This window comes from Streptomyces sp. UW30, from assembly GCF_008042075.1.
Lineage (GTDB): Bacteria > Actinomycetota > Actinomycetes > Streptomycetales > Streptomycetaceae > Streptomyces.
In genome coordinates, this window is record NZ_RDBN01000053.1 from 970,813 (window position 1) to 983,532 (window position 12,720).

A 12,720-nucleotide genomic window follows, 5' to 3' on the forward strand; every position below is an offset into this window, starting at 1 on the left:
GGAGGCGGGGTCGAGGTTGGAGGAGGGCTCGTCCAGGACGAGGATCTCCGGCTGCATCGCGAGCACCGTCGCCACCGCGACCCGGCGCCGCTGGCCGAAGGAGAGGTGGTGCGGCGGGCGGTCGGTCTTTCGGCTGAGCCCGTGGTTTCTGGGGCCGGGAAGCGTGGCCGTTCGGCCGAGGTGGCCGTGGGGGCCTCGGCAAGAGATTGGAGCTCCCCTTCCCCAGGAGCCCACCGATGCCGGCCGAACCCCTTTCCTGCGTCGCCCCCGAGCCCGTTTCCCACGTCGCCGGAGTCCGGCCCAGTGGTGCCGTCCTAGCCCCTGAACGTCCGGAACCCCGCCGGGGCGGCCGTGCGCCGTCCCGTCAGGCACCACGGGTGCGACGGGACGTGCTGTTCTGGCTCGGCTGCGCGGTCTTAGCGCTGGTGCTGGCGCTGGTCACCACCCTCACCCCGCACCGGACGTGGGGAGCCTGCGCCGCGGTCGGGTACGCGGTCGCGGCCGAGCTCGCCCGTCGGGCGCCGCGCCCCTGGAGCGGGCGTAGTGCGCTAGCCGCGGTGCTCGGGGCGGTCGTGGTGCCGCTGGCGCTGATGGTGGCTGCGGGGGCCGCGCAGTCGGAGGTGTACGTCGTCGAGCGCTCCGGCGCCCTGCTGCTGGACTCCGGCAGCCCGTACGTGCCGCATCCGGTCGGCGTCGACGACTACAACCCCTATCTGCCCGGGATGGCGCTGTTCGGGATACCCCACGCGCTGTTCGACGGTACGGCGTTCGCGGATGCGCGGGTGTGGTTCTGTGCGGTGTTCCTGGTGAGCCTGCTGGTCGCCGGGCGGCGGTCGGGGCGTAACTCGCCCGGGCCGGGCGGGGGTTCGGGTGGGCGAGCCGTGGTGCTGCTCGCGGCGTTCCCCGCGGTGGCGCTGCCGCTGGTCGTCGGTGGGGTCGATCTGCCGGTGATCGGGCTGATGTGTCTGGGGCTGGCTCTGGCGGGCCGGGGCGGGACCGGTGCGGCGGCCGGGCTGGCGATGGGCGCCGCGGCCGCGCTGAAGTGGACGGCCTGGCCGCTGCTGCCGGTGGGGCTGGTCCTGCTCGCGGTCAGGGCGGGGCGGCGGGCGGCCGTGCGGGCCGGAGTCGTCGCCGTACTGGTGGCCGCGCTGGCAGTGGTGCCGGCGGCCCTGGCCGATCCGCACGCCTTCGTCGAGCACGTGGTGCTCTTCCCGCTCGGTGAGGGCGGGGTGCGCTCTCCTGCGGCGAGCCCGCTGCCCGGGCATCTGCTGGCGACGTACGTGCCCGGCGGTTCCGCCCTCGCCATGGCCGCGCTCGTGGCCGCCGCCGGTGGTGTGGGGGTGTCGTTGGCGGTACGGCCGCCCCGGACCGTTCTCGCGGCGGCGGACCGGCTGGCGCTCGGGTTGGGGCTGGCGATGTGCCTGATCCCCGCGGCGCGGTTCGGGTACCTGGTCTATCCGCTGGTCCTGGCCGTCTGGTTCCGGCGGGCGGAGCCGGTGAGGGCCGCTCGTCGGGTCGGGCGGTCGGTGGGGGTCGGCCGTGGGTCCTGCGGTGCGCCGAAGCCGCCCTGCGGCGGCTGGTTGGGCGGCTGACTCATGAGCGGTTCCCCCTTGAGACCGGTGCGGTGCCACGTTCTGTGCCGTCGCGTTCTTGCCACACCAGCTTTTCTCAGACTGTTCTCAGGCGGACCTTTCTATCACCCGCCACCGACAGCGCACCGAGCCGTCTCCTCCCCTGTTCCCAAGGGAGAACCGGCCTGTGATGCCGCCGTTATGCGCCTTCACGCCCCCTCCACACAGCGCAAGCTCCGCCCGCGCGAGCGCCTCCGAGCACCCTGCGCCGGGCGGCCGACTGCTATGCGTCCTCGGCGAGTTCCAGCCAGTGCAGCTCCAGCTCGTCGCGCTGACCGGCCAGATCGCGCAGCTCCGCGTCGAGTTCGGCGACCTTCGCGAAGTCGGTGGCGTGCTCGGCGATCTGCGCGTGCAGCTTGGTCTCCCGATCGGAGATCTTGTCGAGCTGCCGCTCGATCTTCTGCAACTCCTTCTTGGCGGCGCGCAGATCGGCGGCGCTCCGCTCCGGTACGGCCTTCTCGGCGGCCGGGGTGGAGGCCGCGGCGGCGACCTGGGCCTCCATGCGGTGGCGGCGCTCCAGGTACTCGTCGATACCGCGCGGCAGCATCCGCAAGGTGGCGTCGCCGAGCAGGGCGAACACGCGGTCCGTGGTGCGCTCGACGAAGAAGCGGTCGTGGGAGATGACGATCATCGAACCCGGCCAGCCGTCGAGGAGGTCCTCCAGCTGGGTGAGGGTCTCGATGTCGAGGTCGTTGGTGGGCTCGTCGAGGAAAAGGACGTTGGGCTCGTCCATGAGCAGGCGCAGGAGTTGGAGCCTGCGGCGCTCACCACCGGACAGGTCGCCGACCGGCGTCCACTGCTTCTCCTTGCTGAAGCCGAACGTCTCGCACAGCTGCCCGGCGGTCATCTCCCGGCCCTTGCCCAGGTCGACGCGCTCGCGCACCTGCGACACGGCTTCCAGGACACGCAGGGCGGGGTTCAGCTCGGCGACTTCCTGGGACAGATAGGCGAGTTTGACGGTCTTTCCGACCGCGATCCGCCCGCCGGCCGGCTGCGCCTCACCCTCGGTCCGCGCGGCCTGCGCCATCGCGCGCAGGAGGGAGGTCTTGCCCGCGCCGTTGACACCGACGAGACCGATACGGTCGCCGGGCCCGAGCTGCCAGGTCACATGCTTGAGCAGCACCTTGGGGCCGGCCTGGACGGTGACGTCCTCCAGGTCGAACACCGTCTTGCCGAGCCGGGACGAGGCGAACTTCATCAGCTCACTGGTGTCCCGGGGCGGCGGCACGTCCGCGATCAGCTCGTTGGCGGCCTCGACCCGGAAGCGCGGCTTGGACGTCCGCGCGGGGGCGCCGCGCCGCAGCCAGGCCAGCTCCTTGCGGACCAGGTTCTGCCGCTTGACCTCCTCGGTGGCGGCGATGCGCTCGCGCTCGGCACGGGCGAAGACGTAGTCGGAGTAGCCGCCCTCGTACTCGTGGACGGCGCCGCGCTGGACGTCCCACATGCGGGTGCAGACCTGGTCGAGGAACCAGCGGTCGTGGGTGACGCACACGAGCGCCGAGCGCCGCTCCCGCAGGTGCTGGGCGAGCCAGGCGATGCCCTCGACGTCGAGGTGGTTGGTGGGCTCGTCGAGAACGATCAGGTCCTGTTCCTCGATGAGCAGCTTGGCGAGCGCGATCCGGCGCCGCTCACCGCCGGAGAGCGGGCCGATGACGGTGTCGAGGCCCTGCGGGAAGCCGGGCAGGTCGAGGCCGCCGAACAGTCCCGTGAGCACGTCCCGGATCTTGGCGTTGCCGGCCCACTCGTGGTCGGCCATGTCCCGGATGACCTCGTGCCGGACGGTGGCCTCGGAGTCGAGCGAGTCGTGCTGCGTGAGCACGCCGAGCCGCAGCCCGCCGGAGTGCGTGACCCGGCCGGTGTCGGCCTCCTCCGCCTTGGCCAGCATCCGGATCAGGGTCGTCTTCCCGTCGCCGTTGCGCCCGACGACGCCGATGCGGTCGCCCTCGGAGACGCCGAGCGACACACCGTCGAGCAGGGCACGGGTGCCGTACACCTTGCTGACGTTCTCGACATTGACCAGGTTGACGGCCATTTCTCTCCTGCCCAGGGGGACGATCGACCCTCCAGGGTAGTCGCGCGCACCGACAGCCCCGCACCGCAGTCCGGGCCCTACCCGGACGTAGGGATTCCCCCTGGTGATCGACCTGGTCGCGCCGGACGGTACGAGCTATCGCTTGAAGAGCAGCAGTTCCTCCGACTCCACGGACAACGTCGACGCCACGTACACGGTGGACGCCTCCGGCGAGACGACCGTCAACGGCACCTGGCAGCTGAAGGTCCAGGACGTCTACAGCGCGGACACGGGCTACATCAACAGCTGGAAGCTGACCTTCTGAGCGACGTGAGGGTCTGAGACACGCGTGCGCCCCGGGGATTCCCCGTCGTCCCCGGGGCGCATCGGCGGGCGCGGCGTCAGCGGCGGGCGGCCGCCGCGCGGACCTCGGCCAGGAGGTCGTACATGACCTGGCCGGGGCACTCGGTGTCGAAGTAGTCGCGGTGCCCGCCGACCACGTTCGTGTCCTTCTTCGTGCCGTTGACCGGGTTGACGTACGTCACCCGCGCCTCGGGGTCGAGGCCCTTGAACCGGGATATGACCTTGATCAGCCGGATCAGGGAGGCCTTCGCCGCGTCCGTGGGGGCCTGCTGGTCGAGGTTGCCGATCAGGGCGATGCCGAGGGCGCCGGAGTTGTAGCCGACGGAGTGGAAGGCGGTGACGAGGTCGCCGGCCGGGTTGAAGGCCGGGATGCCGTCGTCGCCGGAGTAGCGGCCCTCGTAGACGTTGCCCGCCTCGTCGATGAGGAAGTGGTAGCCGATGTCGCCCCAGTCGTTGGTGATCGCGTGGAACTCGTACATCGCGCGCACCGTCGCGGCCGGGTCGGGGTCGGCGTTCGGCGTCGCGGTGTGGTGGACCGTGATGACCTGCAACGGGTAGTACGTCTCCGGCGAGTTGACCTTGCCGTCCTTGTACCGCTTGGACTCGTCGGCGCCCCAGGCCGGGCGCGAGAGGTAGCGGACGCCACGCACGCGCGTGGGCTCGCTCGGCACCCGGAAGGTGCGGTCCGGGCCGTCGCTGGTGTCGATCGCCAGCGAGCGCACGCCGTCGATGCCGCTCGGGGCCTTCACCTCGTACGCCTTGGCGTCACCGGCCGCGACCAGGGCCGTGCCGCCGCCCTCGACGGTCGCACAGCCGCTCGTCAGGCTCTGCCAGTCGCCGTTCGCGAGCCGGATGGCGGCGCCGTCCTTCGCGCCGGACCAGCGCACACCGACGTAGGAGGCGGCGAAGGCTGTGGTGGCCTCGCCGGTGCCGGTGGCGGCCTCGGTACGGGTGGCCGGGAACTTCTCGGGCGTCGTACCCGAATCGCCGGATGCGGAGGCGGAGTTGTCCGGCCCGTCGGAGTCGGTCGCGGCGAACACCATCGGCGTGAGCGCCGCTCCGGCGGCCACCGCCCCGCCCGCGGCGATCATGCCGCGACGGGACAGGGAGCGCTTTCTACGGTGGGACTGCTGGGCGGGTGTGGGGGATTCGGACACAGGAGTGTCCCCTTCCAGAAGTGCACTTGACGGTAGGCCGGGCACACACGTGGCCCGACAGTTGAAAAGTCAAGCGACCCTAACCGCGTCAACTGTCCCGTGTGTACTGCGATCGCAGTACATCCGTGTGGAGATCGGGCGAAGAACGCCTACTTGTGAGTACAGCGTCAGGCTCAGGTCGACTGCACGACCGTGGCGCCCTGCGCGGGCCCGGACGCCGTGCGCACCGCGCGGCAAGTGCCGGACGTCCGCAGGGTGTCGGCCACCTTCACGGCCGACTCCGGGTCGCGGGCGAGGAACGCCGTGGTCGGACCCGAGCCGGAGACCAGCGCCGTCAGCGCGCCCGCCGCGAGACCGGCGGCGAGGGTGTCGGCGAGCTCCGGGAAGAGGGAGAGGGCGGCGGGCTGGAGGTCGTTGGAGACGGCGGCGGCGAGCGCGTCCGGGTCGCCCTTGGCAAGCGCGTCCAGCAGCGGCTGGGAGGCGACGGGCTCGGGGATGTCGGCGCCCTCGCCGAGCCGGTCGAACTCGCGGAAGACGGCGGGCGTCGACAGCCCGCGCTCGGCCATCGCGAACACCCACGGGAAGGTGCCGCCCACGTCGAGCGGGCGCAGCTTCTCGCCCCGCCCGGTGCCCAGGGCCGCGCCGCCGACCAGGCTGAACGGCACGTCGCTGCCCAACTCGGCGCAGATGTCGAGGAGTTCCTCGCGGGAGGCGTTCGTGCCCCACAGCGCGTCGCAGGCCAGCAGCGCGCCCGCGCCGTCCGCACTGCCGCCCGCCATGCCGCCGGCGACCGGGATGTCCTTGGCGATGTGCAGGTGCACGTCGGGGGCGAGGCCGTACCGCGCGGCCAGCGCCTCGGCCGCGCGGGCGGCGAGGTTCGTACGGTCCAGGGGGACCTGGTCGGCGTCGGTGCCGTCGCAGGTGACACGCAGGCCGTCGGGCGAGGGGGTCACGGTGACCTCGTCGTACAGGCCGACGGCGAGGAAGACGTTCGCCAGGTCATGGAACCCGTCCGGACGGGCGGCGCCGACCGCGAGCTGGACGTTGACCTTGGCCGGGACACGTACGGTGACGCTCGCGCTCACTTACTCGGACTCCTTGTGCTGCTTGTTCTCGGCGATGGCCGCGAACTCCTCGACCGTCAGGGCCTCTCCGCGTGCCTGTGGGGAGACGCCGGCCGCGACCAGGGCGGCCTCGGCGGCGGCGGCCGAACCGGCCCAGCCGGCGAGGGCGGCGCGCAGCGTCTTGCGGCGCTGGGCGAAGGCGGCGTCGATGACGGCGAAGACGTCGCGCCGGGAGGCGGTGGTCCCCAGCGGCTCGGTGCGGCGGGTCAGGGACACCAGGCCGCTGTCGACGTTCGGCGCGGGCCAGAAGACGTTGCGGCCGATGGCACCGGCCCGCTTGACCTCGGCGTACCAGTTGGCCTTCACGGACGGGACGCCGTAGACCTTCGAGCCGGGCGGGGCGGCGAGGCGGTCGGCCACCTCCGACTGGACCATGACGAGGGTGCGTTCGATGCTCGGGAAGGTTTCGAGCATGTGGAGGAGGACCGGCACGGCCACGTTGTAGGGGAGGTTCGCGACCAGCGCGGTCGGCGGCGGGCCCGGCAGTTCGGCGACGTGCATCGCGTCGGTGTGCACCAGCGCGAAACGGTCGGCGCGCTGCGGCATACGGGCCGCGACGGTCGCGGGCAGCGCGGCGGCCAGGACGTCGTCGATCTCCACGGCGATGACGCGGTCGGCCGCCTCCAGCAGGCCGAGGGTGAGGGAGCCCAGTCCCGGGCCGACCTCGACGACCACGTCGTCGGGGCGTACCTCCGCGGTGCGGACGATACGGCGGACGGTGTTGGCGTCGATCACGAAGTTCTGGCCACGCTGCTTGGTGGGGCGCACGCCGAGGGCGGTCGCCAGCTCACGGACGTCGGCGGGGCCCAGAAGGGCGTCGGGGGTGGGGCTGCTCACCCGACAAGGGTACGGGTCGCCGCAGACCCGACCCGACGCGCGAAGCGGCGCTCACCCGTGCAGGCGCGCCCCGCAGTGCGGCCAGGGACTCGCCCCCTGGCGCACATACAGCTTCTTCGCGCGCATCGTCTGTTCCTCCGCCGACGCCTCCTGCGGCCGCCCCTTCCCGCCGAGGCCATGCCAGGTCTGGGTGTCGAACTGGTACAGCCCGCCGTACGTCCCCGACGAGTCCACCGCGTTCGCCTGGCCTCCGGACTCGCACGCCGCCAGCCCCTCCCAGTTCAGCTGGCCGGCACCGCTGACGGACGTCGGCAGGGCCTTCGTACCCACCTTCACCACCTGCGTCTGCGGCTCGCGCACCACCTCGGTCCTGATCCGGCGCGGCTTCTGCCGGACGCCGTTGACCGTGCGCAGCGTGTACGTCATCCGCCGCAGCCCCGCCTGACCGGCCCGCTCGACGACCTCCGTGCCCTTGAAGACCGAGGGATCGTCGATCCGCTCCACCGCGTAGGGAATCGCCTCGTCGCGGATCTCCTTGCGGCCGGTGATCCGCAGCACGGTGACCGTCTGCCCGTCGCGCGGGAAGCTCTCCAGGGGGACCGAGGTGGCGTCCTGCCCGCGCAGGGTGATCCCGGCCTGCTCCACGACCTCGCTCACGCTCGCGGCGTTCGTCCTGATCGTGCGCGCCCGGCCGTCCGCCATCACCGTCACCGCCCGCTCCGTGCGCACATCCAGCGCTAGCCCCTCACGCCCGATCCGCCGGGAGCGCGACGTCGACAGATACGCGCCCTCCGCACGCACCCCCAGCTGGCTGAGCGCCGCCTCCACCGTGCGCGCCGTCGTCCACACCTCGCGCCGCTGGCCGTCGAGGGTGAGCCGCACGGGGCGTCCGTAGTGCACCGCGATCTCGTCACCGTTGGAGAGCCCCTCGCCGGAAGCGGGCGCGACGACATCGTGCGCCCCCACGTCGACGCCCTCCTCGGTGAGCAGTTCGCTGACGTCGTCGGCGAAGGTGTGCAGGCTGCGCGGCTTGCCGCCGTCGAGGCTCAGCTCGACCGCCTTGTCCTTGGCCACGAACGCGCTCGTCCCGCCCGCGAGGAACGCGACGACCAGCGCCTGCGGGACCAGTCGGCGCATGGTCCCGTCACCCCGCTCGGCCGCCCGCGCCCTGCGCCGGTGCGCGGCCCGCCGGCCACTCCTGGGGCGCACGACGGGAGCGTGCGCCGTATCGGAGATCTCGTACGCGGGCCGGTAGGTGTCCTCGTAGGAGGCGTACGACTCGTACGAGGCGTGCCTCTCGTATCCGGATCCGTAACTGTCCGTAGGCGTCGCGTAGGGCCCCGGCACCCCGTACCCCAGCGTCTGCGCGCTGTGCGGGTCGAAGTCGCCATACCCCGGGGGCTCATGGGTCAGGCTCGGGCCGTACGTCTCGAACTGCGCGTTGCTCACGACGACACGCTCCACCGGAGGGGTCCGTTTCGGGCCACCAGAACCTAGCGGAGGGGTCGTCGCTCGCCAAAGCGACGCGACTACACACAGTGCTGAGCCACTCGGCGTAAAGACGTGCGAGCGTTGCCCGGCGTTATCCGTCAGTAACCGAAGGCGTGTGCCGTGTTCGTCCCGAGGGCCGCCGCCAGCGCGTCCTCGTCGTTGCCCCGTACGGCCGCCATGGCGCGCACCGTGATCGGAATGAGATACGGAGCGTTGGGCCGTCCGCGGTACGGCGCCGGCGTGAGGAAGGGCGCGTCCGTCTCCACCAGGAGCAGCTCCAGCGGGGCCACGGCCACCGAGTCCCGCAGATTCTGGGCGTTCTTGAAGGTGACGTTGCCGGCGAAGGACATGAAGTACCCGGCGCGGGCGCACACTTGCGCCATCTCCGCGTCGCCGGAGTAGCAGTGGAAGACGGTCCGCTCGGGCGCGCCCTCCTCCTTCAGCACGCGCAGCACATCCGCGTGGGCGTCGCGGTCGTGGATGACGAGGGCCTTGCCGTGCCGCTTGGCGATCTCGATGTGGGCGCGGAACGACGCCTCCTGCGCCTCCATGCCCTCGGGCCCGGTGCGGAAGAAGTCGAGGCCGGTCTCGCCGACGCCCTTGACCTGCGGGAGTGCGGCCAGGCGGTCGATCTCGGCGAGCGCCTCGTCGAGCGCCCGCGCACCACCCGGCTCACGCGCTCCCTGCCGGGACCAGCCGTCGGGGTCGCCGTGCACGATGCGCGGCGCCTCGTTCGGGTGCAGGGCGACGGTCGCGTGCACGGCGTCGTACTGCGCCGCCGTCTCGGCCGCCCACTGCGAGCCGCGTACGTCGCAGCCCACCTGCACGACCGTCGTCACGCCCACCGAGGCCGCCTTGGCCAGCCCCTCCTCCACGGTGCCCGACTGCATGTCGAGGTGGGTGTGCGAGTCGGCGACCGGCACCCGGAGCGGTTCCGGGAGGGGCGGGGCTGCGTGCTTGTCGGCGGCGTTCGAAGGCATGCCCCGATCCTACGAAAGAGGCATGCCCGGCCGGCCGGCCGCTCGGCTCAGCTCGCCTTGCGGTGGAAGACGTGCAGGAGATCGGACAGATGCCAGTGGTGGTGCGGCTCGGCGGGCGCGGACTGCGCGTCCGGCTCCGCCTGCGCCTCGGGCCCCGACTTCGACCGGGTGGGGAGGGGGGCGGGGCGGTGCAGAGAGTTCTGCACGGAGGACACCTGCCCGGCGCGCATGATCCGTACGATGTGCCCGTCGCAGTTCTGGCACGCGGGACTGCTGAGCGGGGACGGTACGACCTGGCCGTTCGCCACGTACATCACGAACTCACGGCCGTCGCCGTCTATGTGGTGCTCTATCTCGTACGACTGCTCCCAGCCGTGCCCGCAGCGCATGCAGGCGAACGAATACGACTCGTGGACGACGGCGGTCGCGGCGCTGCGAAGGCCCGAGGTCTGCTGTGCGATCTCACTCATGCCAGCTCCTGTGGTCCGCTGGGTGGGACGGGTCGCGTCCCACAACTCAGTGGACTCCTCCGCAGGAGTGAACGCACGGGATCTGTCCAGTGTTGGCGCCGACTTGGACGTTCCTTGCCGAAAGGCCCGGGTCCCTTTACCCCGGCATGGGGCGCACGCTCATGCGATATACGCCCTGCTCACCCGGCGTTTCACGCCCCCGCGTTCTTGGCCGCCACAACGGCGTCGAAGACCTCCCGCTTGGGCACTCCGGCCTCCGCCGCCACAGCCGCGATGGCCTCCTTGCGCCGCTCCCCCGCCTCTTCGCGGACGCGAACGCGGCGCACGAGTTCCCCGGCGTCGAGCTCCTCGGCCCCCTTCTCGGGCGCCCCCTCGACGACGACGGTGATCTCCCCGCGCACCCCCTCGGCGGCCCACGCCGCCAGCTCGGCAAGAGCGCCGCGCCTGACCTCCTCGTACGTCTTCGTCAGCTCCCGGCACACGGCGGCCCGCCGCTCGGCGCCGAACACCTCGGCCATCGCGGCGAGCGTGTCGTCGAGCCGGTGCGGTGCCTCGAAGTAGACGAGCGTGCGGCGCTCCCCGGCCACCTCCCGCAGCCGCGACAGCCGCTCCCCGGCCTTGCGCGGCAGGAAGCCCTCGAAGCAGAACCGGTCGACGGGCAGCCCGGACAGCGCGAGCGCGGTGAGCACGGCGGACGGCCCGGGCACGGCGGTGACCCGGATGTCCTTCTCGACGGCCGCCGCGACCAGCCGGTACCCGGGGTCGGACACGGACGGCATGCCCGCGTCGGTCACCAGCAGCACCCGCGATCCCGCGAGGAGCGCCTCGACCAGCTCCGGCGTACGGGCCGCCTCGTTGCCCTCGAAGTACGACACGACCCGCCCGGCCGGCTGCACGCCCAGCGCCTGGGTGAGGCGCTTGAGCCGCCGGGTGTCCTCGGCGGCGATCACGTCCGCGCCGGCCAGTTCCTCGACGAGCCGGGGCGGGGCGTCCTTGACGTCGCCGATCGGGGTGCCTGCCAAAACAAGGGTTCCTGTCACGTTTCCATCCTCGCAGGGCGCATCCACGCGACTGTCACAGACGTGTTCCCTACGATGGCGCGGTGACCAGTACCGCGTCCTCCACGGACACCCGGCAGGGCCAGGCACCGCACGAGCAGCGGCCGTCGTGGCAGCAGCGCCTGCGCCGATTCGGCTATACGGCGGCGCCCAGAAGCGACGTACGCGAACAGCTCGTGCCGCCGTATGTCCAGCCCAGCCCGCGGATGTGGCAGTTCCTCGGCCTCTCGCGGCCGCTCGCCGAGCGGATCGCGCGCTGGTCGGCCTGGGGCGGTCCGCTGCTGGTGACGCTGCTGGCCGGGGTGATGCGGTTCTGGAACCTGCGCAACCCGAAGAGGGTGATATTCGACGAGACGTACTACGCCAAGGACGCGTGGGCGCTCGTCCACCGCGGCTTCGAGGTCAACTGGGACAAGAACGCCAACGACCTGATCCTCAAGGTCGGCGACCAGGTGCAGATCCCGACGGACGCGTCGTATGTCGTGCATCCGCCGGTGGGCAAGTACGTCATCGGGCTCGGCGAGCTGATGTTCGGGTTCAACCCGTTCGGCTGGCGGTTCATGACGGCGCTGCTCGGCACGCTCGCGGTGCTGATGCTGTGCCGCATCGGCCGCCGTATCTTCCGCTCGACGTTCCTCGGCTGTCTCGCGGGCACGCTGATGGCGGTGGACGGGCTGGCCTTCGTGATGGCGCGCACCTCGCTGCTCGACGGGGTGCTGATGTTCTTCGTGCTGGCGGCGTTCGGCTGCCTGGTCGTGGACCGGGACCGGGCGCGCGCGAAACTCGCCGCCGCGCTGCCGGTGGACGCGGACGGGCGGGTGCGCCCCGACGCGCACATCGCCGAGACCCTGCGCCTGGGCTGGCGCCCCTACCGCTGGCTGGCGGGCCTGATGCTGGGCCTGGCCATCGGCACCAAGTGGAACGGCCTGTACTTCCTGGTCGCGTTCGGCCTGCTGACGGTGCTCTGGGACGTCGGCGCCCGCCGGGTCGCCGGCGCCCACCACCCGTACGCGGCGGTGCTCAAGCACGACGTGGGCCTGGCGTTCCTCGCGACGGTCCCGGTGGCGGTCGTCACGTACCTCGTGTCGTGGACGGGCTGGATCCTCTCCCCGACCGACGGCAGCGGCGGCTACTACCGCGACTGGGCGAGCGCGAACGGCCGCAGCAGCAGCTGGTCGTGGCTGTTCCCCGACTGGTGGCTGAGCCTGTGGCACTACGAGCACCAGGTGTACGAATTCCACGTCGGCCTGTCGTCCCCGCACACCTACCAGTCCAACCCGTGGAGCTGGATCGTCGCCGGCCGCCCGGTGTCGTACTTCTACGAGTCGCCCAAACCCGGCAAGGACGGCTGCCCCGTCGACGCGGGCGAGAAGTGCGCCCGCGAGGTACTGGCCCTGGGCACACCGCTGCTGTGGTGGGTGGCGGCCTTCGCGGTCCTGTACATCCTGTGGCGCTGGCTGCTGCGCCGCGACTGGCGGGCCGGCGCGATCGCCTGCGGCGTGGCGGCGGGCTACCTCCCCTGGTTCCTCTACCAGGAACGCACGATCTTCTTCTTCTACGCCGTCGTCTTCCTCCCCTTCCTCTGCCTGGCCGTGGCC

General features: G+C 71.9%; 10 protein-coding genes and 2 pseudogenes. 3 read left to right on the forward strand and 9 right to left on the reverse strand.

The window, feature by feature from the left end; translation table 11 throughout:
* A pseudogene (locus EAO75_RS38665) lies at positions 1–126 on the reverse strand (ATP-binding cassette domain-containing protein); the annotation flags it as partial.
* A 251-nt stretch (positions 127–377) separates the two neighbouring features.
* Here EAO75_RS38665 and EAO75_RS38670 point away from each other — a divergent pair.
* Positions 378–1,592, forward strand: coding sequence for a glycosyltransferase 87 family protein (locus tag EAO75_RS38670; protein WP_261989595.1), 1,215 nt, complete (start codon positions 378–380; stop codon positions 1,590–1,592).
* A gap of 262 nt (positions 1,593–1,854) precedes the next feature.
* Here the strand turns inward: EAO75_RS38670 and EAO75_RS38675 are convergent, their stop codons facing one another.
* Positions 1,855–3,663 carry an ABC-F family ATP-binding cassette domain-containing protein gene (locus EAO75_RS38675; protein ID WP_147999751.1) on the reverse strand — a complete coding sequence of 603 codons (1,809 nt, stop codon included), beginning with the start codon at positions 3,661–3,663 and terminating at the stop codon, positions 1,855–1,857.
* A gap of 100 nt (positions 3,664–3,763) precedes the next feature.
* Here EAO75_RS38675 and EAO75_RS38680 point away from each other — a divergent pair.
* Positions 3,764–3,967: pseudogene (locus EAO75_RS38680) on the forward strand (proprotein convertase P-domain-containing protein); the annotation flags it as partial.
* 76 nt (positions 3,968–4,043) lie between these two features.
* Here the strand turns inward: EAO75_RS38680 and EAO75_RS38685 are convergent.
* The 7 genes from EAO75_RS38685 to rsmI all read right to left on the reverse strand — a co-directional run bounded on the left by EAO75_RS38685 (position 4,044) and on the right by rsmI (position 11,104).
* Entirely contained in the window at positions 4,044–5,162 is a 1,119-nt protein-coding gene (locus EAO75_RS38685; RefSeq protein ID WP_315987669.1) for a peptidoglycan recognition family protein, read from the reverse strand.
* A gap of 173 nt (positions 5,163–5,335) precedes the next feature.
* On the reverse strand, positions 5,336–6,247 hold the full coding sequence (locus tag EAO75_RS38690; protein WP_147999752.1) for a 4-(cytidine 5'-diphospho)-2-C-methyl-D-erythritol kinase: 912 nt from the start codon (positions 6,245–6,247) through the stop codon (positions 5,336–5,338).
* Positions 6,248–7,123, reverse strand: coding sequence for a 16S rRNA (adenine(1518)-N(6)/adenine(1519)-N(6))-dimethyltransferase RsmA (gene rsmA / locus EAO75_RS38695; protein WP_147999753.1), 876 nt, complete (start codon positions 7,121–7,123; stop codon positions 6,248–6,250). It abuts the gene before it with no gap.
* Positions 7,124–7,174: 51 nt separating this feature from the next.
* Positions 7,175–8,572, reverse strand: a complete 1,398-nt coding sequence (locus tag EAO75_RS38700) for a resuscitation-promoting factor (protein WP_147999754.1) — start codon at positions 8,570–8,572, stop codon at positions 7,175–7,177.
* 140 nt (positions 8,573–8,712) lie between these two features.
* Positions 8,713–9,594, reverse strand: coding sequence for a TatD family hydrolase (locus tag EAO75_RS38705; RefSeq protein ID WP_147999755.1), 882 nt, complete (start codon positions 9,592–9,594; stop codon positions 8,713–8,715).
* Between the two features lie 47 nt (positions 9,595–9,641).
* Positions 9,642–10,064 (reverse strand): hypothetical protein, encoded by a 423-nt coding sequence (locus EAO75_RS38710; protein WP_147999756.1) that lies wholly within the window; start codon positions 10,062–10,064, stop codon positions 9,642–9,644.
* Between the two features lie 191 nt (positions 10,065–10,255).
* On the reverse strand, positions 10,256–11,104 hold the full coding sequence (gene rsmI, locus EAO75_RS38715; RefSeq protein ID WP_187284755.1) for a 16S rRNA (cytidine(1402)-2'-O)-methyltransferase: 849 nt from the start codon (positions 11,102–11,104) through the stop codon (positions 10,256–10,258).
* Positions 11,105–11,166: 62 nt separating this feature from the next.
* On the opposite strand from rsmI, the gene EAO75_RS38720 reads away from it, so the two are divergent.
* Positions 11,167–12,720 (forward strand): dolichyl-phosphate-mannose--protein mannosyltransferase (locus tag EAO75_RS38720; RefSeq protein ID WP_148000535.1); only part of this gene is annotated, 1,554 nt, incomplete at its 3' end.